The organism is Chryseobacterium vietnamense (assembly GCF_031454475.1).
Classification (GTDB): domain Bacteria; phylum Bacteroidota; class Bacteroidia; order Flavobacteriales; family Weeksellaceae; genus Chryseobacterium; species Chryseobacterium vietnamense.
The window spans coordinates 259,520-284,898 of sequence record NZ_JAVDQX010000004.1; the positions used below are offsets into that span (position 1 = coordinate 259,520).

34 protein-coding genes are annotated in these 25,379 nt (G+C 37.3%); 21 read left to right on the forward strand and 13 right to left on the reverse strand.

Annotated elements, in window-relative coordinates:
• The first annotated feature begins 99 nt into the window (after positions 1–99).
• The 3 genes from J2786_RS18185 to J2786_RS18195 all read left to right on the forward strand — a co-directional run bounded on the left by J2786_RS18185 (position 100) and on the right by J2786_RS18195 (position 2,260).
• Positions 100–645, forward strand: coding sequence for a hypothetical protein (locus J2786_RS18185; RefSeq protein ID WP_047433871.1), 546 nt, complete (start codon positions 100–102; stop codon positions 643–645).
• Between the two features lie 78 nt (positions 646–723).
• Entirely contained in the window at positions 724–1,332 is a 609-nt protein-coding gene (locus J2786_RS18190) for a Crp/Fnr family transcriptional regulator (protein WP_047433873.1), read from the forward strand.
• Between the two features lie 31 nt (positions 1,333–1,363).
• Positions 1,364–2,260 carry a cyclase family protein gene (locus tag J2786_RS18195; protein WP_047433875.1) on the forward strand — a complete coding sequence of 299 codons (897 nt, stop codon included), beginning with the start codon at positions 1,364–1,366 and terminating at the stop codon, positions 2,258–2,260.
• 41 nt (positions 2,261–2,301) lie between these two features.
• Here the strand turns inward: J2786_RS18195 and J2786_RS18200 are convergent, their stop codons facing one another.
• From J2786_RS18200 to J2786_RS18210, 3 genes are all read right to left on the reverse strand, one after another.
• Positions 2,302–2,730 carry a DUF3592 domain-containing protein gene (locus tag J2786_RS18200; RefSeq protein WP_047433877.1) on the reverse strand — a complete coding sequence of 143 codons (429 nt, stop codon included), beginning with the start codon at positions 2,728–2,730 and terminating at the stop codon, positions 2,302–2,304.
• Between the two features lie 110 nt (positions 2,731–2,840).
• Complete coding sequence (locus tag J2786_RS18205; protein WP_047433879.1) at positions 2,841–4,328, reverse strand: serine hydrolase domain-containing protein; 1,488 nt, start codon at positions 4,326–4,328, stop codon at positions 2,841–2,843.
• An 86-nt stretch (positions 4,329–4,414) separates the two neighbouring features.
• Entirely contained in the window at positions 4,415–4,987 is a 573-nt protein-coding gene (locus J2786_RS18210) for a helix-turn-helix domain-containing protein (protein WP_047433880.1), read from the reverse strand.
• 172 nt (positions 4,988–5,159) lie between these two features.
• Between J2786_RS18210 and J2786_RS18215 the strand changes: the two genes are divergently transcribed.
• Entirely contained in the window at positions 5,160–6,041 is an 882-nt protein-coding gene (locus tag J2786_RS18215) for a CPBP family intramembrane glutamic endopeptidase (RefSeq protein ID WP_047433882.1), read from the forward strand.
• Positions 6,042–6,111: 70 nt separating this feature from the next.
• Here J2786_RS18215 and J2786_RS18220 read toward each other — a convergent pair whose 3' ends face one another.
• Entirely contained in the window at positions 6,112–7,191 is a 1,080-nt protein-coding gene (locus tag J2786_RS18220) for a hypothetical protein (RefSeq protein WP_047433884.1), read from the reverse strand.
• 441 nt (positions 7,192–7,632) lie between these two features.
• On the opposite strand from J2786_RS18220, the gene J2786_RS18225 reads away from it, so the two are divergent.
• From J2786_RS18225 to J2786_RS18275, 11 genes are all read left to right on the forward strand, one after another.
• A complete protein-coding gene (locus tag J2786_RS18225) occupies positions 7,633–7,848 on the forward strand; it encodes a RebB family R body protein (RefSeq protein ID WP_047433885.1) in 216 nt (71 codons plus the stop codon).
• Positions 7,849–7,865: 17 nt separating this feature from the next.
• Positions 7,866–8,381, forward strand: coding sequence for a hypothetical protein (locus tag J2786_RS18230; protein ID WP_047433887.1), 516 nt, complete (start codon positions 7,866–7,868; stop codon positions 8,379–8,381).
• Between the two features lie 38 nt (positions 8,382–8,419).
• The gene (locus tag J2786_RS18235) at positions 8,420–8,608 is read left to right on the forward strand and encodes a hypothetical protein (protein ID WP_047433889.1); all 189 of its coding nucleotides are present in this window, start codon (positions 8,420–8,422) and stop codon (positions 8,606–8,608) included.
• Positions 8,605–9,432, forward strand: a complete 828-nt coding sequence (locus J2786_RS18240; protein WP_047433891.1) for a hypothetical protein — start codon at positions 8,605–8,607, stop codon at positions 9,430–9,432. Before J2786_RS18235 ends, J2786_RS18240 begins: the two co-directional genes overlap by 4 nt.
• Before the next feature lie 33 nt (positions 9,433–9,465).
• On the forward strand, positions 9,466–9,849 hold the full coding sequence (locus J2786_RS18245) for a hypothetical protein (protein WP_047433893.1): 384 nt from the start codon (positions 9,466–9,468) through the stop codon (positions 9,847–9,849).
• Positions 9,850–9,869: 20 nt separating this feature from the next.
• On the forward strand, positions 9,870–10,097 hold the full coding sequence (locus tag J2786_RS18250) for a hypothetical protein (protein WP_047433895.1): 228 nt from the start codon (positions 9,870–9,872) through the stop codon (positions 10,095–10,097).
• Between the two features lie 463 nt (positions 10,098–10,560).
• On the forward strand, positions 10,561–10,818 hold the full coding sequence (locus J2786_RS18255; RefSeq protein ID WP_034697220.1) for a RebB family R body protein: 258 nt from the start codon (positions 10,561–10,563) through the stop codon (positions 10,816–10,818).
• A 77-nt stretch (positions 10,819–10,895) separates the two neighbouring features.
• On the forward strand, positions 10,896–11,153 hold the full coding sequence (locus J2786_RS18260; RefSeq protein ID WP_034697223.1) for a RebB family R body protein: 258 nt from the start codon (positions 10,896–10,898) through the stop codon (positions 11,151–11,153).
• Positions 11,154–11,230: 77 nt separating this feature from the next.
• Positions 11,231–11,488: a RebB family R body protein gene (locus J2786_RS18265; RefSeq protein WP_034697225.1), complete on the forward strand. Its 258-nt coding sequence runs from the start codon at positions 11,231–11,233 to the stop codon at positions 11,486–11,488.
• Positions 11,489–11,574: 86 nt separating this feature from the next.
• Complete coding sequence (locus J2786_RS18270; protein ID WP_047433898.1) at positions 11,575–11,832, forward strand: RebB family R body protein; 258 nt, start codon at positions 11,575–11,577, stop codon at positions 11,830–11,832.
• An 84-nt stretch (positions 11,833–11,916) separates the two neighbouring features.
• Positions 11,917–12,180, forward strand: coding sequence for a RebB family R body protein (locus J2786_RS18275; RefSeq protein ID WP_047433900.1), 264 nt, complete (start codon positions 11,917–11,919; stop codon positions 12,178–12,180).
• Positions 12,181–12,247: 67 nt separating this feature from the next.
• On the opposite strand, the gene J2786_RS18280 is transcribed toward J2786_RS18275, so the two are convergent.
• The 4 genes from J2786_RS18280 to J2786_RS18295 all read right to left on the reverse strand — a co-directional run bounded on the left by J2786_RS18280 (position 12,248) and on the right by J2786_RS18295 (position 15,000).
• Positions 12,248–12,928 (reverse strand): response regulator transcription factor, encoded by a 681-nt coding sequence (locus tag J2786_RS18280; protein WP_047433901.1) that lies wholly within the window; start codon positions 12,926–12,928, stop codon positions 12,248–12,250.
• Between the two features lie 8 nt (positions 12,929–12,936).
• Positions 12,937–13,686 carry a sensor histidine kinase gene (locus tag J2786_RS18285; protein ID WP_047433903.1) on the reverse strand — a complete coding sequence of 250 codons (750 nt, stop codon included), beginning with the start codon at positions 13,684–13,686 and terminating at the stop codon, positions 12,937–12,939.
• Positions 13,656–14,192 (reverse strand): hypothetical protein, encoded by a 537-nt coding sequence (locus J2786_RS18290; protein WP_156121551.1) that lies wholly within the window; start codon positions 14,190–14,192, stop codon positions 13,656–13,658. Before J2786_RS18290 ends, J2786_RS18285 begins: the two co-directional genes overlap by 31 nt.
• Before the next feature lie 94 nt (positions 14,193–14,286).
• A complete protein-coding gene (locus J2786_RS18295; RefSeq protein ID WP_047433907.1) occupies positions 14,287–15,000 on the reverse strand; it encodes a hypothetical protein in 714 nt (237 codons plus the stop codon).
• A gap of 204 nt (positions 15,001–15,204) precedes the next feature.
• Here J2786_RS18295 and J2786_RS18300 point away from each other — a divergent pair, with 204 nt between their 5' ends.
• From J2786_RS18300 to J2786_RS18310, 3 genes are all read left to right on the forward strand, one after another.
• On the forward strand, positions 15,205–15,840 hold the full coding sequence (locus J2786_RS18300) for a LysE family translocator (protein WP_047433909.1): 636 nt from the start codon (positions 15,205–15,207) through the stop codon (positions 15,838–15,840).
• A 177-nt stretch (positions 15,841–16,017) separates the two neighbouring features.
• Positions 16,018–16,881: a helix-turn-helix domain-containing protein gene (locus J2786_RS18305; protein WP_047433910.1), complete on the forward strand. Its 864-nt coding sequence runs from the start codon at positions 16,018–16,020 to the stop codon at positions 16,879–16,881.
• A gap of 88 nt (positions 16,882–16,969) precedes the next feature.
• On the forward strand, positions 16,970–17,692 hold the full coding sequence (locus J2786_RS18310) for an FAD-binding oxidoreductase (protein WP_047433912.1): 723 nt from the start codon (positions 16,970–16,972) through the stop codon (positions 17,690–17,692).
• A 100-nt stretch (positions 17,693–17,792) separates the two neighbouring features.
• Here J2786_RS18310 and J2786_RS18315 read toward each other — a convergent pair whose 3' ends face one another.
• The 4 genes from J2786_RS18315 to J2786_RS18330 form a co-directional block, all read right to left on the reverse strand.
• Complete coding sequence (locus tag J2786_RS18315) at positions 17,793–18,371, reverse strand: NAD(P)H-dependent oxidoreductase (protein WP_047433914.1); 579 nt, start codon at positions 18,369–18,371, stop codon at positions 17,793–17,795.
• Positions 18,368–19,390 carry a saccharopine dehydrogenase gene (locus tag J2786_RS18320; protein WP_047433916.1) on the reverse strand — a complete coding sequence of 341 codons (1,023 nt, stop codon included), beginning with the start codon at positions 19,388–19,390 and terminating at the stop codon, positions 18,368–18,370. Before J2786_RS18320 ends, J2786_RS18315 begins: the two co-directional genes overlap by 4 nt.
• Before the next feature lie 53 nt (positions 19,391–19,443).
• Positions 19,444–20,010, reverse strand: a complete 567-nt coding sequence (locus J2786_RS18325; protein WP_047433918.1) for a Crp/Fnr family transcriptional regulator — start codon at positions 20,008–20,010, stop codon at positions 19,444–19,446.
• A gap of 587 nt (positions 20,011–20,597) precedes the next feature.
• Positions 20,598–22,367: an aminopeptidase P family protein gene (locus J2786_RS18330; RefSeq protein WP_047433920.1), complete on the reverse strand. Its 1,770-nt coding sequence runs from the start codon at positions 22,365–22,367 to the stop codon at positions 20,598–20,600.
• Positions 22,368–22,583: 216 nt separating this feature from the next.
• Between J2786_RS18330 and J2786_RS18335 the strand changes: the two genes are divergently transcribed.
• Genes J2786_RS18335 through J2786_RS18345 form a run of 3 tightly spaced genes read left to right on the forward strand, consistent with a single transcriptional unit; the run spans position 22,584 to position 24,327 of the window.
• Positions 22,584–23,021: a DUF6526 family protein gene (locus tag J2786_RS18335; RefSeq protein WP_047433921.1), complete on the forward strand. Its 438-nt coding sequence runs from the start codon at positions 22,584–22,586 to the stop codon at positions 23,019–23,021.
• 22 nt (positions 23,022–23,043) lie between these two features.
• On the forward strand, positions 23,044–23,211 hold the full coding sequence (locus tag J2786_RS18340; RefSeq protein WP_082002016.1) for a phosphatidate cytidylyltransferase: 168 nt from the start codon (positions 23,044–23,046) through the stop codon (positions 23,209–23,211).
• A gap of 9 nt (positions 23,212–23,220) precedes the next feature.
• Positions 23,221–24,327 carry a DNA topoisomerase IB gene (locus J2786_RS18345; protein ID WP_047433924.1) on the forward strand — a complete coding sequence of 369 codons (1,107 nt, stop codon included), beginning with the start codon at positions 23,221–23,223 and terminating at the stop codon, positions 24,325–24,327.
• Between the two features lie 106 nt (positions 24,328–24,433).
• Here J2786_RS18345 and J2786_RS18350 read toward each other — a convergent pair whose 3' ends face one another.
• Positions 24,434–25,324 carry a helix-turn-helix domain-containing protein gene (locus J2786_RS18350; protein ID WP_047433926.1) on the reverse strand — a complete coding sequence of 297 codons (891 nt, stop codon included), beginning with the start codon at positions 25,322–25,324 and terminating at the stop codon, positions 24,434–24,436.
• Positions 25,325–25,379 lie beyond the last annotated feature (55 nt).

A 25,379-nucleotide genomic window follows, 5' to 3' on the forward strand; every position in this document is an offset into this window, starting at 1 on the left:
TTTTTATTAAAAAAACAGGGGGAAAAGTCTTTTGAAATCCATCAGTTTTTCCAAAAACCCTATCTTCGTATCTGAAAAAAATTTACAAAATTTTACAAAATGAAGAAAATAGTATTGCTGGCTTCGGTTGTATTTGTTCTCCATTCATGTGTGGTAAGAACGGCTACAAAAGTAGTATCCGGAGCGGTAAGCTTAAGTTATAAAGCGGTAAAAGGTACAGTAAACGGAATCAGCTGGGCGGTAAGTAAAGCGAAGGGAAAGATAGATGAAGACCGTGTAGACGGTACCTGGAAAGTAGTAGGTGTTTATCGTGGTTCTTTTGAAGATTTTTCTAAAGATCAGAATCCTGATGGTTCATTTACCTCAGACTGTACAGAAGGCTTTGATCAGATTGTTTTCAAGGCTAAAAAGTCCAAATTTAAGCCTGTACACTGCAGTACACAGGATGAGGATTGGGTAAAATATTCTATGGAGTTTGGAAAAAATCCTTCCACAAAAGAAAAGGAGAATTATATAGAATACAATTCCAACAGCTATATTTCTGTGATAGATGTCACCAATAAAACAATGGTTCTGGAAGGCAATCTGATGCCGAAATTAGGTTTTTCCGGGGCTAAATTATATCTTCTTGAAAAGGTAAAATAGAAATAGGAGCTGCATTTTTACAGCTCTGTTTTTGTCATATATCTGCAGTTTCTGTTTACTGTTTAAAACTTCAAAACGATGCATGATTTTACTCCTTTCTTCGAAACAGCAATATATCCTTTGTTTGATCTTACCGATGAGGAGAAAGAAATGATTCGGGCTGAAGCCAAAATACAGCACCTGGAAATCAACAGTTATATCATACGGGAAAACTCAACGGCTGACAGTCTTCTTTTTCTTCAGAAAGGAGTTGTCAGAAGCTTTTACGTGAAAGACCACCGGGAGATCAATACTGAATTTTTCTTTGAGCATAATTTCTTTACAGCACTGACAAGCTATCTGACAGGTGAAAAAACTTCTCTTAATTTTCAATGTCTGGAAGCTTCAGAAATTATTGTCCTTCCCAAAATAGTAACAGACCGTCTTTTAACGGATCCCAAATGGCATCAGCTCATTAACGAAATCCTTACAAAAGAATTTATTAAAAAATGCCGCCGCGAAAGCTCTTTTCTGCTTCATGATTCCTATGAACGATATCTTTATTTTCTTGAACAGTTTCCGCATTCGGAAAACAGAATTCCTCTTTTCCATATTGCTTCTTATCTGGGGATGAGTCCTGAAACCTTAAGCAGGGTCCGAGGTAAAAAAATCAGGCAAATTGATGTAAGTCAAGTAAACAGAATCTGATTTTCTTCACTTTTGTCTAAATATTTTAATAATGGACAAAAGAGTACAATTTGATTTTGAAGTGTATTTTACCAACGGGGGAAACCTGAAAGGGGAAGAATTCAGACTTGACATTACCGGAGATACTATTACAGACCAGGAACTGATTGATTATATTATTGATGATCTCAGGCTTCTCATGGCTGGAAAAGTCAATATCCTGAACAAACAGATCATTACCGAGCCCCATAAAAGAAAGACCGTAAAACAAGAGCTTCCTTCTGAACGACTGATCGATCTGAGCCACACCATTGAAGAGGGACTTACTACTTATAAAGGGCTTCCGCCTCCTTATATCTGTGATTATCTCAGCAGAACGGAATCTCAGAAAATGTATGAGGAAGGAACTTCGTTTCAAATTGGTAAGATTGAAATGGTTACGAATACAGGAACCTATATAGACTGTCCTTTCCATAGGTTTGAAAACGGAAAAGACACCGCTGGGATGGAACTGGAAAAACTGGCTGAATTAGAGGCAGTCGTTATCCGGATCCCATATACAGAAACACTGGAGATTACAGATCTGCATCTCAGAAACCGGGATATCAGAAACAAAGCGGTACTTATCCATACCGGATGGGACAGCCACTGGAACACTGAAATATACTATGAAAATCATCCTTATCTTACGCAAAGTGCTGCTGAATATCTTAGAGACTGCCAGGTAAAACTTGTAGGGATTGACTCTCATAATATTGATAACACAACAGGCAGAAACCGGCCTGTGCACACCATTCTTCTGGGTGCTGAAATAGTAATTGTGGAGCATCTGTGTCATCTGAATCAGCTTCCTGACGAAGGTTTTACCTTTACAGCTGCTCCCCCAAAATTCAAAGGAGCCGGAACTTTTCCGGTAAGGGCTTTTGCATCAGTACAGCAAAACGTATAAAGAGTTTCTGTGAAAACAACCCAAGCAATTGACGATGAAGTTTATTTTAGAAACTGCTCAGCAATAAAGTACCCGCTTCCCACCACCAGCAACGGCAGTGCTATTGAAATCAGGATTAAGGGCCAGGCAAAAATTCTGAAATAGGTATATAAACTTACTGACGAAGGATCATCAGGATCATAGATAACAGTCTCTGTTTCCCCAATGTCCCATGCCGAGGGATTGGTTCCTTCCGCCAATTCAAAAGTATGTTCCATATTATTTTGCGACCGGAAGGTAAAGACAGGGCTGAATACAGTTCCCTCTGATTCATATTCCCTTAATGAGGTAACGGTTGCCGTTGCCTTTTCTGCTTTTTTTAAGAATGAAAGCGTGTTTCTGAATGTTAATAATGCTGCAGCAAGCAGAATGACTCCTGCTGCAAGGATGATATAATACTGCCACATAGCTTTCGTTTTTTTTCTGTTCATACTATTTCATCCGGAAACAAATATTTTGATTATCTTTCTTGTTTTCAGATTAATACCCCGAATATACAAAGATTTATCACAACCTTTATAAAACCTGAAAAAGTAATCTGCTACCTGGTTTCTATATCAACAATTTTCTTTCCTTGCTTACCCAGATAATGGAGAACGAGCTTCTCATACACTTTATAACCATCATCAACATTGGTAAAAATTACAATTCCCTTTCCCGAATCGGGCAATACAATGGCAATACATTGAGTGCCCCGGTCGGCTCCGCTGTGTGATAAAGCATAGTCACCATTTCCAAGATCATATATTTCGAATCCCAATCCGAAATATTTATTATCTTTCGTTTTTACCTGTTTTCTGATCATTTCCTGAAAGACCTTTGGTTCCATTTTCTGCCCTTTCATGACACTTACCATAAAATTCCCGTAATCTGTTATCGTGGTATGAAGATCATCAGCGGCATTGGCCGTTTTATTTTTTTCAGTTGGATAAGCTTTACCATCTTTATCATATCCTATGGCAAATCTTGATTCATCAGTGCTTTTATCCCAGATATAACTGCTATCTTTCATTTTGAGAGGCTGAAAGATGAGTTCCTGTGCCAGCTGCTCCAATGTTTTCCCAAACTTCTTTTCCATTGCTTTCCGTAAATATTCAAAACCTTCTCCCGAGTATTGGTATCTGGTGCCGGGATCAAACTGAAAGTTCAGTTTCTTATCGGTGTTCATCCATCTCCAGTTCGGAAAACCTGTCTGATGGGTAAGAATAATTCTGGTGGTTAATTTTTTATGCTTTGGATCGTTGCTAATATCAGGGTCTATCCAATAAGTATCAAGAGGTTCATCCAGTTGCCACTTTCCTAAACTTACCAACCGTAAGGCTACCATTGCTGTAACTGGTTTCGTAAGAGATGCCACATTAAATAAGGCATTGGGAGGTGCCGGAATTCCTTTCTTTATCTCTCCAAAAACTTTTACCTTCTTCAGCTTTCCATCTTCGATAATTCCCAGTCCCAGAGCAGGAATATCGTTTTCTTTCAGCCAGCTTTGCATCGACTGGTCGTTATCAAACATCGTTTCGCTATCGGTAGTCTGCTTGGGATGGTGATTAAAGCTCAATGAATTCCTAAGTTTCCATTCAGCATTTTCAAGCATCCACAAATGGGTAAATTTTGCTTCCCCCACTAATTTTTCAGCATGATTTCCCATTTTCTCATAAAACAAATGATTTCCATTCTGAATGGCAGCGTAAATCTTTCCGTCTTTATACATGGGATAAATCTCTGTGCTTTTATCAACCAGTACTCTTTTTATCTGATAGGTTTCCGGAGATTTGCATAGTCCGTTTTTAAAATCAATGATAAAATTTTTCCTGTCCTCGACGCCTCCTTTATCATGATAAAACTCAAATTTGTCACTTAACAGACTTTCCATCTGCTGGATGTTGCAGGTATTGTAGCCTGCAGAAAAAAACAGGCTGTCTTTAGCCATAATGGTTGTATAAAGGGGATCTGTTTTTTCTGTTTGTGCCTGTATGATACTCATGAACAGAATGAAAAAAAGAAGGGTCAACCGTGAAGACTTTGTCATTGTTATTTTTTTGACAAAGATTCAATTTCATTTCCTTTTTGAGTAAAAATGGACCTGACAAAAACCCGACAAAGCCGTGACAGGATTTATATTATACTGAATTTCAATCTGAAATAGAGTTTTTTATTCTTATCGATTTCGGCTGCATTGCGAAGGATAATAAATATATTGGAAAGCACAATCAGGATCATCAGGATCAGGGTAAACTGTTTTCCGAACTTTAAAAAGATACCAAGCATGAAGGTAATAGGTGCCATTACTGTCCAGATCATCTGAACTGAAATAATCTGTCTTGCCAGGCTGTTTCTCTGCTTCATACTATGCATGAGAATAAGCGGAACAAAAATATTCAGTGGGGGTAAAAGGGTAAAGATTAATGAGGAAAGATTAATGATTTTAATATAAGAATAGTTGATGGGAGCTTCCTCTTCCTGTACTCCTGTTTCAGCCTCATTGATTTCTGAAATTACCTGTGGCTGATCCTGCTGTAACTCAATCTCTTCTATTCCTAAAGTTTGTGCCAGTACTCTAAGCGTATGTCCTTTGGGTACTGTTCCGGCTTCTATGCGTTGAATGGTTCTCACAGAAATCTTTGATTTTTCTGACAGTTCTTCCTGAGTCAGGTTCTTTTGTTCTCTTATGGCTTTTAGCTTGGACATCGTTTAGGGTATTCGGAAAATATTTTGGCTAATTTACTATTTTCATGATTAAAAATTTTTCTTGTGTCCGTTGATATTTAAATTATTATTCATATAAAAAAATAAGTGTATTTTTATCTAAAATAACTTTCTATTTTTCAGTTATTTATAAACTCTAACACCAGATCAGTTTATGGAAAACACACTACCCAGATCCGAAATCAGGAAGAATATTGCTACTTATCTGATTCTTACCCTTCTTTTCTGTCTTCCTGTCTACTATATGTGTATCCGCACAGGAAAACTTGGTGGCGGAGCGGTCTCCTATGCAACAATTGTCATGTGGTGTCCCGCTATTGCTGCATTTCTTACCTGTCGTATCCGGAACATTCCCATTTCTTCTCTGGGATGGAAATGGGGACTGACAAAGTACCAGATCATGGCATATTGCATTCCTGTTCTTTACAGTTTAGTTCCATATCTCATCATCTGGATCAGCGGAGCCGGTGGTTTCTATAATCATGAATTTGTAGCAGAAATTGGTAAAGGAATGGGCTGGAATCTTTCTGACGGACTTACCATCATCCTGTATATTATTCTGATGAGCAGTTTTGGTATGGTACGTTCCGTAGGATCTGCATTAGGGGAAGAAATAGGCTGGCGTGGCCTTCTGACTCCTCAACTTGCTAAAATGAATTCTTATACCGCTACTTCTCTTTGGATGGGTGTGATATGGTCCATTTATCATTATCCTCTCCTTCTTTTTTCCAATTATAATACAGGAGGGCCAAAATGGCTGGCTCTTCTATGTTTTACCATTATGATATTTGCAGCCTGTTTCATCTTTACATGGCTGAGGCTAAAATCCGGGAGTTTATGGACAGGGGTTATTTTACATGCCAGTCATAACCTTTTTATACAGTCTATTTTTACACCCCTTACTGTAGATACGGGAAATACCAATTATTATATTGATGAATTTGGCATTGCACTGCCTATTGCAACTGCTCTGGTTGCTTATTTCTTTTGGAGGAAGAGAAAAGAACTGGATCAGGATCATCCACTTTCAGCATAACCTCTTGATTAAAAAGACAGCCCTTTCAATAAAAGGCTGTCTTTTTGATATATTATTAATTTTGAAAAATCTATTCCGGAGCAATTACTTCAATAAGCTGTATTCTGCTGAGCAGATCTTGAAATATTTCCTGAGTATCTCTGCTCTCACCTAACGAAATACTTAATCCCTCTCCTTCCTTATCTTCATTTTTAAGGCCTATTCTACCTGCTTTTTGGCCTTCACTGTTACTTATTTCTTCAAACGGTATTTCGTTATCTTCAAACCATAATTTAATTTTTGCTACCGCAGAATTACTATTCTTTGATGTTCTTTGTAAAACTAACTGGTCCGGCTTTCCAAAGAATCCTTTAGCATTCTTATTCAATACAAACTGCACGAGAAATTTAAACTGATGCCTGTCTGGTCTCGCATACCATCTGGCCTGGCTGTATCCGCCCAAATGATGACGAACGGGTATCTCATTCGGGATATTATTGTTGGCAAATACCTTTGTATTCATTATTTCATGATGGAAAGTAAGATCAGTTTTAATATTTCCGCCCTCTGCCCTATATTTTTCTGCCCATTCACTTATTCCTTTAAACTCTGTTTCTCCCATTGTTCTGTAGAATGTCATCGTATGGAGATCAGGACTGCCTTCTGTTCCATTTCTCAATAAACCAAGTCTTTGGCTCATAAATTCTTTACTTTTACTTCCGCTATCCCATCTTCTTTCATGAAATTTTTTGATAAAAAACAATTGCTGCAGATCCCGATATACAGAAGATGTAACAACCTGGGTATTCATAATGGTATTAACTTCATGCCTTTCCTTTTCGCTGACATCGCCATACTTTCCTTTTCTTTCATTTTCATACTTGTCAGTTTCCCACTGATCATGGTTGAATTTATAGTCTCCTTCAGACAAATAATCTGCATTATAAATATCAAGTACCTGAATAATATCTTTTATATCTCCTCCCATCAGCTCCAAGGTTTCCAGCATCTTTCTTTCATTTTCCCTGCTGTTTATAAAGTAGGTATTGAATACCTCCTTCACAGTCATTGCTTTTATCTTTCCGTTTTTCAGCCTGATTCCTATCTTAGCTTTGTCATTTGTTCCTTTTGCACTGAAAAACAAATTGTTGTATTTTCCTATAATGCTCATAATTGTTTTATTTAAGGTTATTCATTTGATTTCTGAAATTTTTCTCTATTCTGACTTCCAGAGTTTTAATCCATATTAATAACACAAATTTCCGCGGAAACATTCTGACTCACTAAAGGGGAAAACCCCATTTTCAGAAACTAAGAGTTTACCCTTATTTACAGGTAATGTATTTGTTTATTTCATTCATTAAGTTCTCAGCTATCATAAAGAATTATGATTAAAATTTCACTCATAAGAGAATTCCCTTATTTTTTAAAATTCAGTTTTTTCCCTTAATGAAGATTTATTCTGTTTGATGAAATTTGTATCAGACAAAAGAGATCAACAATCTCACATTGAAGACTTAATCAAAAAATAATATAAAGATTGAGCGGAAAGAAAAGTCTTTGAAAAAAGATGCTAGAAAATAAAACAACAGTAACCCATTAAAACCAGAATATGGCAGATACAGTAAACACCCAGACTACAGATGCAGTAACGCAGACTAACGTTACCGTACTTGGTGAGTCTCCCGCACAGGCTATGAGTATGCTTTACCAGATGGCTACCCATGCCAGTGGAATTTCTATTCAGAATTCTGTGACAAACCAGCAGAACCTGAACCAACTCAACCCTGCGATTGTTGCAGATGCCATTAAAATTTTAAAAGGATAATCTAAAACCTTACCATCATGAGTGAAAACAACAGTGAAACCCAACAATCCCAGGCAGCCAATGCTACCACTCCGGCGGAGAAAGCTGTAGTATTTGTGAACAGTGAGGTACTGGCTCCCCCAAAGGCTTCTCCAATGACCGGAGTAACGAAAGTAATGATAGAACAGTCTACAGGAATGATGGTTCAGGATTTACAGTCTTTTTTAAAAGGATTCGAGCAGGTAGGTCTTATTGCATTAAGCAGATTGGCTAATAATCTACTGACTTATGGCACCACTTTCGGGCCGGCCCCGGGAAGCAAAGAAACCTCTGTTCAGATGGCTGAAAATAGTCAGGGTCAGGATGCAGGAAAAGGCAATGAAATGATGAAAGACTTATTCAAAATGGTAAGTGATTATGCTGAAGTAAAGGCTAAAATTTCCAATACTATCTATAATGTCAACACGTTACCCGTCTCAGAAGCTCTTCCTTCTCCCCCATCTTATACGGAAGTTTCCTCTGAGGCTGAAGATCCTGAAAAAAAAAACGGGTAGATCCGGTTCCGGAAAAGACCTCCTCAGAAAAAGAAAGTATGAGAAAAAGCTTTATGGCGGCTGATCAGGGGGGAAAATTAGTATTAAAGTCAGTCAAACTGACACAGCCACTCGTAAAACCTGAGATTAAAGAAGCGGTAATTCCTTCTGTAGAAACGGAAATTAATCCGAAGAAAAAAACAATCATAGCCCAACTCATTGAAAAAATTAAAATAAATAAAAGATGAATTATTCCTCAGTAACCAAACCCGCCAAAATTTTAAATCTGGAAAGTTTAGATGATTTAAATGAACGACTTTACCTGTTTAAAAACAGTGAAATCAGTTATCTGGATACCAAAAGTACAGAGCCTAAAAAAACGGAACACAATTCGGAGCGATTTGTATTTAATCTTCAGACATCTGATATTAATATTCAGCCATCTTTAAGACTGGTCAACTGCATCGGCAGAGGAGGTAAAAGATACACTCACTTTCAGTCTTTTGTAGTGGAACCTAAAGATAATTCCACCGGAATTGCCGTAATCATGGTCAAGCTGGATGATCCAAAGGTATTTTACTGTAATGTCAGAATTATGCCTCTTACCACCCTGAACGAAATTGCTGTTCCTGATTATGATTCAAAACTTCTTACGATCAATCTTGAAAGATCAAAATGTGTACTGAAAGCAGATATTACAATCACGCCATCTAATACGGGTGAAGCACAATATTCTGTACATGATGTGGATGTAAGTGCCATTTCCGAACTGGTTACCCAGGATGAAATGGTGGGCTTAAAAAGAGAGCTGGAATTTCAGGCCTCCAAACTGATTGCGCATTATATTCAGGAGATCCTGAGTATCATCGTCAATGAAGTTCCATCTGGAAATAAACAGCTGATGATTCCGGATGATTATATCCTGACCCTTCCTCCGCATCAGTTAAAAGAAATGCTTACTGCCAGCGCTATTTCTGCATGTATTGCTTTAGAGATTACAGGTTATAACGTTGTTAAAGACCTCAACCGGGATTGGAAATCTGCGTCTGCATTTATTAATTATCTGCTGTAAAGAATATCTGTTCTTACCCATAAAATAAAACATATGCGAAGAAGAATCCGTAAGAAAGCTCCCGCTCCAAAACCTCCGGTACCTGTGACAGAACCTGAAATGGTAGAAAAAGAAATCATGCCTTTTGTTTTAAGACATGAAGATGAGATTATCAGTTATATTAAGGACAAAGCTATCAAAGAGACGATGAAGTCACTTGCACCGCTTCTGGAAAAACTGGAAGAAGCCGTAAAACAGCATGACGCTGCTCCTGCTCCTGTTGCCACTCCACCACCACCCGAGACTCCTGTAATGAATTATGAAGAACAGCTGAAAAAACTGCAGGAAGCTTCCACAGCAAAGGTAAAGGAGAAAGAACTTAAAATAATAGAGCGAATGAATAAACTGAATTCAAGATTGGGTAACATCCAAACTTAGCACCACCAAAACGAATTAATATGAACGAAATTGATGCTATAATTACAGGAATGTCTACGGCAGTACCTCAGGCTATTTCCGCGCAGGTAAGTGCCCATTCCACCGGACAGATGCAGATTAATTCTGCGTTAAACCAACAGCGGACAGCAATAACCGGGATCGGCCACTATGTAATGGGATTAAAAAAAATGAGTCCTAAAAATATAAAGCTCAGGCAATTGGAAGCCATTAAAAAAGGGCGTTTTTAATCCAGGTCTATCAAAACTACGGATGCGGTTTATTTCCATGCAAAGATGAAATCCGGTGCCCTCAGCATATATACAATCAGGTCCACATTTATTTTCGCACCGCCTTTCAGATGCTGTCAATGCACAAGAGCAATTATTCAGAATCCATCTTTAGCCCAAAGGAATCCGGTATTGCCAGCATACCTGCAGCAGGAATTTATTTTTGAGACAGATATTAAAAATAAAGACCGCATCCTTTTTTAAAAAAATATGCTTTAAACTCGCGCAGATTTTACAGATAGGGTTTCAGCCATTGTATTCAGAGCCACCCTTCAGAGCCAATTTATCCATAACCTGTTTATACCAATGCTTTTGAAACGCATTCATCTGCAGGATCTGTGGTGAGTTTAAAACTCAAACATAAAACTAGTTTACCTCAATAATTTATTAACCGAGATCAGATCTCAAAAAAACAATTACAATTATGCCAGTTAATGAACAAATCACAGACGCAGTAACACAGTCGAACGTAAAAGTAGTAGGAGAATCTCCTGCAATGGCTCTGGCCAACGTATACCAATCTGCTGCACATTCTACGGGAATCATGTTTGAAAATGCGGTCAATACGCAAAACCAACAGAACATTTTAGGCCAGGCAGCAACCACTCAGGGTATTCTGCAAATCTATAGCCTGGATACTGTAGCAGACGCGGTTTCTATTGCGAAGATCCTTAAGCCTTAATTTTTAAGCGGTTTGATCAAAGTAATGACCTCAATCGGAAAGTCCGGTTGTTTTTAACCCAATAAACCTTAATCATTATGCCAGTTAATGAACAAATCACAGACGCAGTAACGCAGTCTAATGTAAAAGTAGTTGCAGAGTCTCCTGCTATGGCGTTAAGTAATGTGTATCAATCTGCTGCACATTCTACAGGAATTATGTTTGAAAACGCAACCAACGCTCAAAACCAACATAATATTGTGACCCAGGCAGCCACTACACAGGGGGTTACTCAAATCTACAGCAAAGATACCATCGCTGATGCTCTTTCTATTGCTAAAATTCTTAAACCTTAAACAAATTCTGCAAACCGCAGAATAAATCAACCCGCCGGAAAACCCGGTAATTTTAACCCAAATAAACAATAATCATTATGCCAGTAAACGAAAAAATCACAGACGCAGTCACTCAATCCAACGTAAAAGTAGTAGCAGAATCTCCTGCAATGGCTCTAAGTAACGTGTATCAATCAGCAGCACATTCTACAGGAATTATGTTTGAAAATGCTATTAATACTCAAAATCAGCAAAATATTGTTACTCAGGCTGCCACTACACAAGGGGTAACTCAAATCTACAGCCTGGATACGATAGCCGATGCGGTTTCTATTGCTAAAATCCTTACTCCGTAATCACTTTTTACGAACAGCTTACATATTACTATCCGAACAACCGGAAACTCCGGTTGTTTTTAAAACCTAAATAAACAATAATCATTATGCCAGTAAACGAACAAATCACAGACGCGGTAACGCAATCCAACGTAAAAGTAGTAGCAGAATCTCCTGCAATGGCTCTGGCCAACGTCTATCAATCTGCAGCCCATTCTACAGGAATCCTGTTTGAAAATGCAGTGAATACACAAAACCAGCAAAATATTGTTACCCAGGCTGCCACTACACAAGGTATTGCACAGATCTACAGCCTGGATACAGTTGCAGATGCAGTTTCAATTGCCAAAATCCTTAATCCCTAATTCGTTGTTGCGAATTGCTTAAATACCATTATCCGAACAACCGGAAATTCCGGTTGTTTTTAACCCAAATAAACAATAATCATTATGCCAGTAAACGAACAAATCACAGACGCAGTAACACAATCTAACGTAAAAGTAGTTGGAGAATCTCCTGCAATGGCTTTAAGTAACGTATATCAATCCGCTGCACATTCTACAGGAATTATGTTTGAAAATGCAGTGAATGCTCAAAACCAACAAAATATCTTAGGTCAGGCTGCTACTACACAAGGTGTCATCCAGATCTACAGTATGGATACGGTAGCAGATGCAGTTTCTATTGCTAAAATATTACATCCTAAATTATAGTGTTTTTTAGATTTCTTGTGATCAGGGAGTACATTCAAGTGCTCCCTGATTCTTTTTTTGAATAAAGCTATTTATCAAACAATACAATTTCTTCAGGATCTATCACTTTATTCTGTACAGCATAAATAACAAGTCCCGCCATATTTTTCACTCCAGTCTTGATCATCAGATTAGTCTTATGCGTTTCTACCGTTTTGGGTGAAATAAACAGAGAATCTGCAATTTCTTTGGTGCTCAGCTGCTGACAAACTAATCGTAAAACATCAATTTCCCTGTCTGTCAGTTCATTTTTGGAGAACGCATGAAACTCCGGAAGCTTGTTGGAAAGCTGGGTTCTCATGACATCAATCTGATCATTGGAAAAATAATGCCCGGTATGATGAACAGTCTTCATAACAGATAACAATTCTTCCAGTTCAATTTCTTTGGGCAAAAAAGCATGGGCTCCCATTTTCAGCATCTGTCCCATGAATGAACGGCGGTAAAAGCTTGAAAGAATAATGATTTTTGTTTCAGTTTCTTTGCGGGACAGTTCAGTCATCACTTCAAGGCCGTCCCCATTGGCCATTCTCAGATCCAGGATCAGCAGATCTAAAGAGGCAGAATCCTGTTCTGCGAGAAACTTATATCCGCCTGTGGAGGTAAGCATCACCTGATAGTCTCCATTGTTTTCAATATAATTTTTTAAAAGCTGTACAAACAGCAGATCATCATCTACAATTCCGATTTTAATTTTTGAGTGTTCCATGTTTATTTTTATTGTATTGCCATACAGGCTATAAATTTTGTACCTTTTTCAGGCTGGGTTTTAAGTTTATAGATGGCTTTAATTTTTTGTGTTCTTGTTTTAATATTCCTCAGCCCAATACCTCCAGACTGGTTTTCAATGATGAATCCGCGGCCGTTATCCTCTATGGTTAATATTAAATAATTCAGAGAGATTCTTAAGGAGACATCTACTCTGGTGGCTTCCGCATGTTTTAAAATATTGGTGATCAGTTCCTGAACAATTCTGAAAAGATTAAGTTTTACAGGATTACTGATCGGTATTCTGATCGTCATATGATTGAAAATAACCTCTATATTTTTATTAACCTGCTCAAGATAGTCTGCAATCAAATCTACCAGTTCCACCTCATCGAGGTCAGGCGGCGTAAGATTATGGGATAATTCCCTTATCAGCTGCATAGACTTTTTTAAATCACGATTAAGTTCTTCCGGCATTTTATCATTAAGATTCAAACGGATAAGATTTAACTGTGAAATAATATTATCATGAAGTTCTTCTGCCAGCCGTTCCCTGTCCTGTTCCTGTAAAAGAAGCATATTCTCCCAATGTTCATTTTTTGAATTACGGACCAGACGGGAAACTTTCTTTTTGTTTTTCCTTATGTTTTTTAAATAACTAATAACCAATAACGTCACAAACAATGTTGTTAAAGAAAACAATCCAATACCGATCCATATCCATACAATTATCTGATCCTGATTTTCCCAACGCCCCATCCCAGATTAATAAAAGCAAGATAAAAAGACAATAGCAAAATGCCTCTAAAAAGCCAGATAGGAGCTACCCAGTTCAGATGGTTGCTGATTAAAAAATTAAAGGTAGTGGATATGATACATTCTATAGAGAAAAACAGAAAAACGATGATGTTCACGATAAACATATTCCTATCGGTCCTACCTTCCCTGATGATTTTCATAAAATAAGCAGCAGCATAACTACAGATGATAATACTGGTGATAATATTGGAATAAAAAGTAACCCGCATATCATTTTGTACAAATAACCCATTAGTAATCAAAACCAGGACAGCATAACAATAGACAACCCCTCTTAATGTGCGGGAAAGTTGTATATAATAATTGTTATAAATCACCGTAAGGATCATCAAACCAAAAAACTGGCTCAATATATAATTGTAAGTATTGAGTGTATTTAATTTCATCAGCCTGTCGGTTAAGTCCGTGAACTCCAGCATCAATTCTCCTGAGAGCAGTATAATCACAGGAAGTTTTGTTTTGATCCCTTCTTTTATCAATACAATCAATCCGGTGCATAAGACAAGATTAATTATAATTTGTAAATAAAGGGATAAGCTGTTATACGAAAACACTGGTACTTTGCTTCAGAAGTTGATAATCATTAAGAATATCAATAATCGTAAAAGGAGGTCTTGGTGTAGAATAATTTTCAGCGGTCTCGCTCATATGGTTAATAGCGAGACTTTTCACAGTAATAATTTCAATATGATAAGGGAACCCTGGATCTTTTTTTTCCAGATCATCTGTAAGCCCAAAGAAGCTGGTACACGTCTGTCCTGCCGTAATTCCCATATTTTCATAATCTGAAAACGGTATGGAAATCAGTTGAAAAATATCTTCTGTTTTCTGAGCCTGCAGCCACGAATTCCCAAACATATTCCATCTGAAACTGCGGTTAATGGCTGATTCCGCAGTAATAGGAGGAACATCTATCACCATATCATTGCTGCTTTCTATTTTTGATTCACTGAATTCTACTAAAAAGTCTTTTATAAGAATGGTGTTGAAATCAGCATCTTTATCACTTTTAGAATCAATGAGAAAAAATTTCAGCTTACCTTCATGAATTCCCACATAGGCATGAATCATTGGGAGCTCCATAGTTCCAAGGTTTCTCTTCCATTGTTCAATGTCTTCACCTGAAACGCTGAAGTGAGTTCCCTGATTCAAATAATTCAAAATTTCTGCTCCATTCCTGTCAATTCCGTTTTTATAAGAATCGATAAGATTTTTCCATTTTCTGATAGCTTCAAAGATGTTTTCAGTAGTCATGATAATATTTATTTGTGAATGATAATTATTTTATGAGTTGAAATTTACAAAAAAAACAGACTGATATTTTTTTTAAATCACATTCAGGTGGAAAATAAAATTTAATTGAATAAAAATGAATTTTTCTTCTGTTTCTGATAAAATTTAATCAGGAACACCCCTTATCTTTGCACCGGAAACCGTCTCATTTAAATAAGAACTACCATGATTCCATTTCACGAGCTTATATTTTTCATTCTGGCTGCACTCATTTTGGTGATCAGCCCTGGCCCTAATATGATTTATCTGATTTCAAAATCCATTACACAGGGAAAAAAATCCGGGTTTATCTCATTAGCCGGAGTTGTCTGCGGATTTTTGTTCCATATCATCATGGTATCTTTTGGTCTCACCGCTGTTTTACTGGCTGTTCCGCTCGCGTATACCGTTCTTAAAACACTGGGAACTGTCTATCTTTTATATCTTGCTTATCAGGCTATAAAACCGAAAAGCAAAAATATTTTTGATGTTGACAAAAATGTTGCCCATGATAGTCCGAAAAAGCTTTTCACCATTGGTTTTTTAACGAATGTATTGAATCCGAAAGTAGCTGTTTTTTACCTGTCTTTCTTTCCTCAGTTCATCAAACCAGAGTATGGTTCAATATTTACCCAAAGCCTTGAACTTGGGATCATTCAGGTTCTGATCAGCTTCAGCATCAACTTTATCATTGTATTAACAGCTGCAAAAGTGGCCTTATTCTTTTCCCATAATCCGGTCTGGATAAAAGTCCAGAAATGGTTTATGGCCAGTGTCTTAACCTATTTAGCCATAAAAATGGCATTTTCAAAAGCAAAATAAAATCCGGAACAGGTTTCTTTCTGTTCCGAATTCCGGTGTATATTCATATAAAATCTGACTTGAAGAAAAGCATCATGGTTATGCACCGCGAATTTGAGATTAAAATCCGGAATGTAAAACCGTGAAAATACGTAATTTTAACCTTGCGTATTATCCTCATCACAACAGGTTTAAAAGATGAAACAGACCATTCCTACTTACGACTTAAACGGTATTACCCATCATCAGTTCCATATCAAAAGGATGGATAAACGTACTCAGAATGCGGGAGATATTCTTTTGGATAAAGGCATACATCGCGACAGCCATTATATTTTTACCTGTATGGAAAGCGGTCACGTGAGAATGATGGTCGATTTTAAAACCATTGAAGCCAAAGAATCCACTATTTTCTGCGTATTGCCGGGTCAGGTACATCAGGGACTTCTCATGGAAGAGGTCTGCGGATGGTTTGTTGCTGTAAAAGCGGAACTTGTTCCCGATACCGTACGTTCTTTTTTTGATGAATCCCTGGGCGAAATACAGCCACTGTCGATGGATAAAAGCCTCATCAAAAAAATCAATACCACAGCCAGCATGCTTCATGCATCTTATACGAACGAAATGCTTTCTTCCAAAGAAGGATTTCTGGTTGTACAGTCGTTGCTTAACGCATTCCTTGGAATGTTTGCTTTAATGTATTCTCAGAAAAACATTTCTCCTGCTTCAGGTGAAAACCGTGCTTTACAACTGTGCAGAGCATTCAGAATTTTGGTTCGAAAAGATTTTAAAACCATGAAAAGTCCATCTGAATATGCAGAAGTCTTAAATATCACAAGAGGATACCTGACTGAAACGGTTCGCGAAGTGACAGGAAAGCCTGCACAACACTGGATTCATCAGGAAATTTTGATTGAAGCCAAAAGATTACTAGTTTTTACCAATCTGAGTGTAAAAGAAGTGGCTTATGAACTGGGATATAGTGATCACACCTATTTCAGTCGTCTATTTTCCAAACTGGAAGATCAATCTCCATCACAATTCCGGAATCAACATCAATAGTTCACTACCACGAATAGTCCAATTAATTCCCCGAAACTGCTATCGGTATTTTCCCATTTTGCAACGTCCTTTGCAATAAAAATAATTTATGCCAAGCCTGCCAAAATGGATCAATGACACCGTAGAAAATGTTTGGTCCTCAAAATTTAAAGAATGTACCGTTAGCCATATAGAACAGATTACCAATGATCTTCGACTGATACGCTTTGAAACGGATTTACAGGAGGTTCCTTATGAACCCGCCTACGCTATTGGAATAAGAATCAATGATCGTGATTTCAGGAATTATTCGCCTTTTAATTTTAACAAGGAAGCGGGAACTTTCGATGTTTTATTTCACTTACATGATAAGTCTGCTGCAGGAAGTAATTTTGTCACTCAACTCATAAAAGGAGCTTCCATCAAGCTTTTAATGCCCAGAGGAAAACAATTTTTTACTCCTGATGCTAAAATTCATTTTTCTGTGGGTGATGAAACTTCTTTGGGAAGTTCTATTTCCATCAAGGAAGCCGTAGAGGAATCCGGTTCTTTATTCATATGTCTTCATGAACTGGAAGAGTGTTCTGCTCTGGAAAAACTGAATTTATATGGTTACCACAGCCCCAAGAACAATACCATGAGAATGATTGAAGCATTGAATGATTTTCTGAGGGAAGAAAAAGATTCTATTTCTGATAATGAAGTGATTTTTTACCTTACCGGAAACGGAGGAAAAATGTCTCTGATCAGAAAATTTCTTAAAGCCAGAGGAGTTTCTCCCAAGTGCATAAAATCACAGGCATATTGGATTGAAGGAAAAAAAGGCCTGTAAAATAGTAAAACAACTGTATTTAACTATAATAATGAACTTTAACCGGCAATAGAAAATTATTGCCGGATAAAGTTATCATTACTACATCCTAAAATTTAAATTATTTCTGTTTCTTTCCTAGTTCCTTCACTTTCCTCAACCATTGAACCCGCTGCTCATCTTTAGAATTCCGGATAATTCCGATATAAGTCAGTTTAACGGGTTTTACTCCACAATATTCCAATATGGATTTTTTAAGCTGATTCACGCTGGGCCTGCCAAAAAACAGACGGTAATACCATCCCGGCTGGTCTAATGTGGTAATAATGTGAGCCGTTTTTCCTTTCAGCAGCTTGTCCCACCACACAGAATTTTCACGATATTTATAGGCCATTCCCGGTAAAAAAAGTCGGTCTATGAATCCTTTCATTAGCGCTGGAAATCCTCCCCACCAGACAGGATGTATCCAAACGAGATGATCTGCCCACTGAATAACTTCCCAGGCTTTCAACAGATCCGGCTCAAGCTCCATTCTTTTCTGATATCCGAACTGTAAATTGGGATTGAAGTGTAAATCCCTTATCACTATTTCTTTTACTTCAGCTCCTGCTTCTATTGCTCCTGATCTGTAAGCTTCTGCTATCCCAAAATTGAAAGAATCTTTATTGGGATGTCCGTTAATGATAGCTATTTTTTTCATTGTGTTACATTGATATTGATAGAATCATAGGCATTAAGCTGTGCCATTAATGATAAAGGCTCATGCAGCTGATGACTGAAATATACTTTATTTTCGTGAGGATTTCTCAACAGTTCTTCGGTATGCAGAACAGCAGATAAAGCGGTTAATTCTGCCTGTCCTTTTTCACTCTGCAAACTCAGCCTCTTTTCTCCCGAATGACTATCAACTACAATTTCAAAGACCGCCTGATCTCCGTTACCACTGGATCCAAAAAACATTTTTCTTTCCTTTAGTGACAAAATATTGTAGATCCTGAGATATTGAAATGCTCCCAGCAGCCAGGTTATGAATTTTGAGTTGTAGGTCATTTTCACACTTATATCGGAAATTCTTTCCACTTTGTTGAGAATATACAGGTCGGGCACATCAAAATTATAGGCACTTCTTTTCCCTATTCCAAAGGAAAAGTTAAAAGCTTCTGCGTCCAGAAAATGTCTGATAAAAACCGGTTTATCATTCTTATAATGCACAAAAGGAACGGCTACGTTTTCTGCCATAAAGTGAGCTGAACTCTCGCCTGCAAGATCTTTCACAGAATAATAAACAAAGAGTTTCGCTTCAGTAATATCACCTGAATCCGAAAGAATGTTAGCCAATCCAGGGACAATTCCACCCATCCAGCCTGAACTGAAGACAATTCTGCTGTTTACCTTTGACTTCCCTGCAATACTGTAAGCTTTTACCAATGCCGGAGTAGGTTTGGTAATATCCAGATAATCTATATGATGATCAATCGCAAAACGAAGTACATGATCGTCTTTATCATTCACAGAAAGAATGATAAGGTGTATTTTTTTGTCGGAAATAATTTTAAAAGAGGAAGGATCTGTAACATCAATCTTCAGGTCTTTGTCTGTTTTTCCACCTTTCCTTCCTCCGATAAAAACCGTAAGATGAGGATTTCTTGATTTCAGTATACGGGAAATTGTTTTACCTACCAGTCCATTTCCTCCAATTATAAGAATATTTTGCTCCATAACTTTTTTTGACAAAAGTAGAGCGCTCCTGTTTCAATAAGCAGGACAAATGTCTAAAAAGAAATTTCCTTTCTGATACGACTCAGGTGGCGCTGGGTAATGCCAAGATAGGAAGCCAGATACTGTAATGGAATATTTTGAATATAATCAGGATGTTTTTTTACTAATGTTTCATAACGCTGGGCTGCGCTATCTCTTTGCAGCTGAAAAAACCGTGTTTCAAGTTCAAGATATTCCTGCTCTGCGATGATTTTTAAAAACTTTGTCCAGTTAAGACTGTTCTGAACCAGTTCATCTACCGCATCTTTTTTAAGAATAATCAGCTCTGCATTGGTAATGGCCTGCATACTTTCTTTGCTTGGGCATCCTGAAACAAATGATGAATAGGAAGCGATCATATGATTGGGAAACCGGAAGCAGTAGGTCATATCTTTTCCTTCATCAGAAGTATAAAAAGAACGGAAAATACCAGACTTTACCAATCCTACTTCTTTACAAAGCTCTCCTTCCTGTATAAAATAATCATTTTTACTGATAAGTCTGACTTCGGAAAACTTCAGGAATTCTTCAATTTCATCTTCTGAAAACAGGTTAAAGCTTCGAAAATAGTCTCGTTCCATTCTATAAAATAAGTTTCAGCGAAAATAAATAAAAAGATGGAAGCAATGTTGTTTATCTACGCAAAGTTTTAATTTTTGCAGAGTTTAATGTAAAGAGGGCAAAGAGGGAATCAATTGCATTGATTCTTTCTAAGCTCATGCATAGCCATATAGCTTCATCAGCGACTTTATCGAAGCCTTAGCCCCCTTAAGATAAGATGTTCTAATAGATTCTTTGCGTTTCATATCAATCAATTTGAATATTTTTCACTCAAATAGATCTAGCTGATTTCAATTGAAAACAAAAAAAATCATCTCAGGACGAGATGATCTACCGTTTTGAATTTACTTGAGTTATTTATGAAGATATGAATGATGTTTTGTTGTAACAAAGATAGGTGAACCTTATTTTTTATGCATCAGTGGAATCCCTAGAATTATATCCGTAAAAATACGGTTGTATAAAAAGAAAAGCCCTGCAGGAAATACCTTACAGGACTTTGGATTATCTAACAATATTCAGTTTACTGTTTACAGTTCAAGGTTCAAGGTTTAAAGTTTAAAATTTAACGTTATGATTGTCATGCACTTTCACCTTTGAATCTTTATTAAAGCGGGCTTACCAGTTGAAGGAACCATTCTTTAACTTCTCCATCTAAATGTGGAGCAAGCTTTTCCTCACAAGTTTTATGGTAACCGTTCAGCCAGGCGATTTCGTCTTCTGAAAGGATTTCTTTTACCACTGTATCTTTGAAGAACGGGCAGAATGTCAATGTTTCAAATTCATAGAATGTTCCGTGAATTGTTGTTTCTGATTCTTTTACGGCAATCAGGTTTTCGTGACGGATTCCGTAATGCCCTTCAAGGTAATATCCAGGTTCGTTTGAACAAACCATTCCCGGAAGAAGTTCCTGAGGATTCAGATCTTTTCTGATGTTTTGCGGTCCTTCATGTACATTCATAAAGCTTCCTACTCCATGTCCTGTTCCGTGGTTGAAGTCTTTTCCTTCCATCCATAGCGGAAGCCTTGCAATGGCATCGAGCTGTACTCCTTTTGTTCCTTTCGGGAATTTCACCATCGATAAACGGATCAGTCCCTGTAGTACCAATGTTGAATTTCTTTTAAACTCTTCCGAAGGTGTTCCTAAAGCGAAAGTTCTTGTAATATCTGTAGTTCCTTCAAGGTACTGGCCTCCTGAATCTACCAGGATTGTGTCCTCATTCGTAACTTCTTTACTTCCTTCTTTTTTAGCAGAATAGTGCATGATAGCACCGTTATCTTTATATCCAACGATAGAACCAAAGCTTTCTCCAACAAAATTTTCACCTTCTGCACGGAATCCTTTCAGTTTCTGTCCGATAGAATATTCATTCATCGCTTCTTTTCCTGCATTGTGTGTTAGCCAATAAAGGAATTTCACCATCGCTACTCCGTCTCTTACCATTACGGTCCTGAAACCTTCCAGTTCAGCTTCATTTTTCTGGGCTTTCATCAGGTTGCCGGGAACAGGAGCTTTGATAAACTGGTTGTCTGTTTTTAATGTTTCAAAAATCTGTTGGTTGCTGTTCGGAGAAACCAGTACTTTTTCGTTTTTGAAGGTCTTCAGGTAATTGTAGAATTCTTCGTAAGGCATCATTTTAACAAACGAGTCATCCATTTGTTTTCTTGCAGCCACTTCCATCTTTTCTAATCCTGTGAATACAACAGCGTCGTTTTTAGTAATCACAATATATCCTAAGAATACTGGATTGCTTTCTACATCACTTCCTCTCAGGTTCAGTGTCCATGCCACATCATCCAGACTTGAGATAATGTGTACGGTTGCCTCCTGCTCTTCCATTTTCTGACGGATGGCAGCAATTTTATCGGATACAGATTTACCGGCTCTTTCTACCGGATGTACGAAAATAGGGTTAGCAGATGCAGTTCCTCTGTCTTTCCAGACTTCTTTTAAAAGTGGGATATCTGCCAGCGTAATATTTTTTGCATTAAATTTTTGAGAAAGCAGTTCCCAGTTGGCATGAGAAGCTGCAACAGCATTTACTGCCACTTTACCGCCTGCAGGAATTTCTGAAATAATCCAGTCGATATAATTAGGAGTTCCTTCCATTCCATCTTTAAAAAGATCAATTCCGGAACCTTCCAGTTCAATAGCAGCTTGTGTAAAGTATCTTCCGTCTGTCCAAAGTCCGCCCTTATCTTTGGTAATTACCACAAAACCAGCGGAACCTAAGAAACCTGACAACCAAGCTCTCTCCTGCCATTCTTCAGGAAGGTATTCGCTCATATGCGGGTCTGCAGAATATACTATAAATGCATCAACATTATTTTTCTGCATTTCTTCACGAAGCGCAGCAACTTTTTCCTTTGAAGTCATTCTTTTTATTTTTAACCACCGAAAGTTACAAAAAATTTGATGTCTGAAAGGTAAATCCTCCGGCTATTTTGCTTAATAATCTGTTATTTTTAAGGAGTGCTAAAAAAAATCAAACCACTAAACATATTTAATTAAATAAATCATTTTAAAGTAAAAAAAACTACCATACTATCAAAATAATAAATTTTTGGAAGGATTATTGCTACATTCTATTGCATGAAACAGCAAAACTACAATAACCACAGAAAATTTTATCCGCCCCATCATTTTATTTATCTTCCAATGCTCATCATATTGGAGATTTTAGGAATTTATAAAATTTGGGACGACCCCGGAAATCAGCTGGCATGGATACTATTTTCTATAGTGATTTTTTTGCTTTTTTATCTGGCATTTATGACAAGGCAGCATTATGCACTGGGACTTCAAAACCGTATGGTAGTTCTGGAGTTTAAACAGCGTTATTTTGAGATCTTCAATAAAAGATCTGATGAAACTGCTGACAAACTGAAATTCGATCAGATTGCTGCATTGAGATTTACCTATGATGATGAATTCAAAGAGCTTTTATACAGAGCGCTTCATGAAAACATCTCAGGAGACGAAATAAAAAGGTCTATTAAAAAATGGAGAGCTGACCACCTCAGAATTTAACACACCCACAAAAATAGATAGTATGAAAAAATGGAGCTTTTACAGTATTATGATATTAAGTGTAATGACACTTACAGGTTGTGAAGCAGTAGAAACGATTTTTAAGGCAGGAATGTGGTGGGGAATCATCTTAGTCTGTGTAATAGTAGGGATTCTTTTACTGATTTTTTCGAGGGGTAAAAACTCTTAACCATGTTTTATGGAGAAGAATACAGATTTGGAGATCATTTCTCACCTGAAGCCTTCAAAAATTGTTAAAATAATGAAGGACCCGGAAGCTTCTGCAAAGGCGGTACATCTTGTATATACCACCGATGCAGAAACCGCCGGAATTACCCGTAAGAAAACCGGGAAGAAATATTCCTATTACAAAGACGGTGAAAAGATAAAGGATAAAGAAGAAATTACCCGGATCAATAAACTGGTGATCCCGCCAGCCTGGGAAAATGTATGGATCTGTGCTCTTGATAACGGCCATCTTCAGGCAACAGGCTTTGATGTAAAAAAAAGAAAACAATACCGCTACCACCCTCTGTGGAGTGCTTTAAGAAATCATACAAAATTTTACAGAATGCTTCAGTTCGGGTATGCATTACCGGACATCCGCCTGCATATTGAACAGGATCTTGCCCTGAGAAATTTTGAGAAACGAAAAATCCTGGCCTTAATTGTAAGCCTTATGCAAAGAACCAATATCCGTATTGGAAATAATATATATGAAAAACTGTACGGTTCTTTTGGACTGACTACTTTAAAGGATAAACATGTAAAGGTAAACGGGCAGAAAATCTCTTTTTCTTTTAAAGGAAAGAAAGGTGTTATGCATCAGATCGACCTCAGAAGTAAGAGGCTGGCAAGGCTGGTTCAGAAATGTAAAGATATCCCCGGAAAAGAACTCTTCCAGTATTTTGATGATGAAGGAAACCGACATTCTGTAGATTCGGGGATGGTGAATGAGTATATCAAGGAGATCAGTGGTGAAGATTTTACAGCGAAGGATTTCAGAACATGGTCCGGAACGGTAAGTGCGCTGATTGCTTTTAAAGAAATCGGATATGCAGAAAATGACACTCAATACAAAAAGAAGGTCAAAGAAGCCCTGGATATTGTTGCAGAACATCTGGGAAATACATCGACAGTTTGCAGAAAGTATTATGTTCATCCTTTAGTCATCAACCTTTACGAAAACAACACGATCAAAAAATATCTTGATGAGCTGGAAGTCATAGAAGAAAATGACGGAAAAGCCGATCTTACAAAAGAAGAAAGACTGGTTTTGAAAATTCTGGAAAACGAGAGGATGTAGAAGACGGAAGAATGGAAGCTGGAAGTTATGAAATTCCTAAAAACAACTTATTTGATCAGGCTACTACACAATACTTCCATCATCTGACTTTCCGCTTCCAGCCCGACTATATTGAAATTCTACTATTGTTCAGGAACTGGATTCTATATTCTTTTGGAGTAATTCCTGCGATCTTTTTAAAAAGCTGGGTAAAATGGGAAGCCGTATGGAAATTCAGTTCGTAGGCAATCTCAGCAATATCTTTACTGGAATGAAGTAATGCTTTGCTATAATTGATATCAATTTCATTGATCCATTGTTTTGGAGATTTTTGAGTCACTCCTTTTACACATTTATTCAGATAACTTTCTGTAACGGACAGTTTATCAGCATAGAAAGCCACTCTCTTTTCTCCTACATGATATTTAAACAACAGATCCCGAAACTGAAGAGAAAGCTCCATGGGACGTGTTGCAGATTTATGATGGTTATCAGCATCTGTACTGAGCATTTTAATCAGAATAAGATGAAGCATCGTAACCACTACATCATTGACATTGAGGTTATTCAACCATAATTCCTGCTCCATGATCGGGAGAAGCTGAGTAATGGTTCCGTAGGTCAGGCTATCCAGATTAAGGAAAGGCGTCATAAAGAAAATGCTGCTTTTATGTTTGGGCAGTTCCTGTTCGGATAAGATATTATTTTCATAAGCAAGGAAGAACCCTTCAATATCATCAGATAATTCAACAGTTGCGGTAATTGTTCCTTGTTTAATAAAGATCACACCTCCTTTTTCAGCATGATATTCTTTATTTTCAAGGTACTGTCTGATATGTCCGTTGGTAACGAAAATAATAAAATTAAACGTTGTACGGTACGGAATTACCGGCATCAGAATACCTTTAAGATAATTTTCTATCCGATACAGCTGTATATCAGCATTATTGGCTAATATCTTATCCGTAATATTAGGAAGAAAAAGCTTTTTATATTGAAAATTGGATAGAACTTCCATATCCTTGTTATGATTAATTAAAGTTATACAAAATATTTTAAGACTCAATACTGAA

What these genes read in the sequence shown, in the direction of transcription:
- J2786_RS18300 (WP_047433909.1), top strand. Translation starts at nt 15,205, where the DNA reads ATGATTCCATTTCACGAGCTTATATTTTTCATTCTGGCTGCACTCATT.
- J2786_RS18230 (WP_047433887.1), top strand. Translation starts at nt 7,866, where the DNA reads ATGAGTGAAAACAACAGTGAAACCCAACAATCCCAGGCAGCCAATGCT.
- J2786_RS18245 (WP_047433893.1), top strand. Translation starts at nt 9,466, where the DNA reads ATGCGAAGAAGAATCCGTAAGAAAGCTCCCGCTCCAAAACCTCCGGTA.
- J2786_RS18315 (WP_047433914.1), bottom strand. Translation starts at nt 18,371, where the DNA reads ATGAAAAAAATAGCTATCATTAACGGACATCCCAATAAAGATTCTTTC.
- J2786_RS18200 (WP_047433877.1), bottom strand. Translation starts at nt 2,730, where the DNA reads ATGAACAGAAAAAAAACGAAAGCTATGTGGCAGTATTATATCATCCTT.
- J2786_RS18345 (WP_047433924.1), top strand. Translation starts at nt 23,221, where the DNA reads ATGGAGAAGAATACAGATTTGGAGATCATTTCTCACCTGAAGCCTTCA.
- J2786_RS18325 (WP_047433918.1), bottom strand. Translation starts at nt 20,010, where the DNA reads ATGGAACGAGACTATTTTCGAAGCTTTAACCTGTTTTCAGAAGATGAA.
- J2786_RS18280 (WP_047433901.1), bottom strand. Translation starts at nt 12,928, where the DNA reads ATGGAACACTCAAAAATTAAAATCGGAATTGTAGATGATGATCTGCTG.
- J2786_RS18190 (WP_047433873.1), top strand. Translation starts at nt 724, where the DNA reads ATGCATGATTTTACTCCTTTCTTCGAAACAGCAATATATCCTTTGTTT.
- J2786_RS18350 (WP_047433926.1), bottom strand. Translation starts at nt 25,324, where the DNA reads ATGGAAGTTCTATCCAATTTTCAATATAAAAAGCTTTTTCTTCCTAAT.
- J2786_RS18205 (WP_047433879.1), bottom strand. Translation starts at nt 4,328, where the DNA reads ATGACAAAGTCTTCACGGTTGACCCTTCTTTTTTTCATTCTGTTCATG.
- J2786_RS18305 (WP_047433910.1), top strand. Translation starts at nt 16,018, where the DNA reads ATGAAACAGACCATTCCTACTTACGACTTAAACGGTATTACCCATCAT.
- J2786_RS18310 (WP_047433912.1), top strand. Translation starts at nt 16,970, where the DNA reads ATGCCAAGCCTGCCAAAATGGATCAATGACACCGTAGAAAATGTTTGG.
- J2786_RS18295 (WP_047433907.1), bottom strand. Translation starts at nt 15,000, where the DNA reads ATGACTACTGAAAACATCTTTGAAGCTATCAGAAAATGGAAAAATCTT.
- J2786_RS18240 (WP_047433891.1), top strand. Translation starts at nt 8,605, where the DNA reads ATGAATTATTCCTCAGTAACCAAACCCGCCAAAATTTTAAATCTGGAA.
- J2786_RS18220 (WP_047433884.1), bottom strand. Translation starts at nt 7,191, where the DNA reads ATGAGCATTATAGGAAAATACAACAATTTGTTTTTCAGTGCAAAAGGA.
- J2786_RS18275 (WP_047433900.1), top strand. Translation starts at nt 11,917, where the DNA reads ATGCCAGTAAACGAACAAATCACAGACGCAGTAACACAATCTAACGTA.
- J2786_RS18215 (WP_047433882.1), top strand. Translation starts at nt 5,160, where the DNA reads ATGGAAAACACACTACCCAGATCCGAAATCAGGAAGAATATTGCTACT.
- J2786_RS18340 (WP_082002016.1), top strand. Translation starts at nt 23,044, where the DNA reads ATGAAAAAATGGAGCTTTTACAGTATTATGATATTAAGTGTAATGACA.
- J2786_RS18225 (WP_047433885.1), top strand. Translation starts at nt 7,633, where the DNA reads ATGGCAGATACAGTAAACACCCAGACTACAGATGCAGTAACGCAGACT.
- J2786_RS18335 (WP_047433921.1), top strand. Translation starts at nt 22,584, where the DNA reads ATGAAACAGCAAAACTACAATAACCACAGAAAATTTTATCCGCCCCAT.
- J2786_RS18270 (WP_047433898.1), top strand. Translation starts at nt 11,575, where the DNA reads ATGCCAGTAAACGAACAAATCACAGACGCGGTAACGCAATCCAACGTA.
- J2786_RS18255 (WP_034697220.1), top strand. Translation starts at nt 10,561, where the DNA reads ATGCCAGTTAATGAACAAATCACAGACGCAGTAACACAGTCGAACGTA.
- J2786_RS18265 (WP_034697225.1), top strand. Translation starts at nt 11,231, where the DNA reads ATGCCAGTAAACGAAAAAATCACAGACGCAGTCACTCAATCCAACGTA.
- J2786_RS18235 (WP_047433889.1), top strand. Translation starts at nt 8,420, where the DNA reads ATGAGAAAAAGCTTTATGGCGGCTGATCAGGGGGGAAAATTAGTATTA.
- J2786_RS18250 (WP_047433895.1), top strand. Translation starts at nt 9,870, where the DNA reads ATGAACGAAATTGATGCTATAATTACAGGAATGTCTACGGCAGTACCT.
- J2786_RS18185 (WP_047433871.1), top strand. Translation starts at nt 100, where the DNA reads ATGAAGAAAATAGTATTGCTGGCTTCGGTTGTATTTGTTCTCCATTCA.
- J2786_RS18330 (WP_047433920.1), bottom strand. Translation starts at nt 22,367, where the DNA reads ATGACTTCAAAGGAAAAAGTTGCTGCGCTTCGTGAAGAAATGCAGAAA.
- J2786_RS18195 (WP_047433875.1), top strand. Translation starts at nt 1,364, where the DNA reads ATGGACAAAAGAGTACAATTTGATTTTGAAGTGTATTTTACCAACGGG.
- J2786_RS18260 (WP_034697223.1), top strand. Translation starts at nt 10,896, where the DNA reads ATGCCAGTTAATGAACAAATCACAGACGCAGTAACGCAGTCTAATGTA.
- J2786_RS18285 (WP_047433903.1), bottom strand. Translation starts at nt 13,686, where the DNA reads ATGGGGCGTTGGGAAAATCAGGATCAGATAATTGTATGGATATGGATC.
- J2786_RS18320 (WP_047433916.1), bottom strand. Translation starts at nt 19,390, where the DNA reads ATGGAGCAAAATATTCTTATAATTGGAGGAAATGGACTGGTAGGTAAA.
- J2786_RS18210 (WP_047433880.1), bottom strand. Translation starts at nt 4,987, where the DNA reads ATGTCCAAGCTAAAAGCCATAAGAGAACAAAAGAACCTGACTCAGGAA.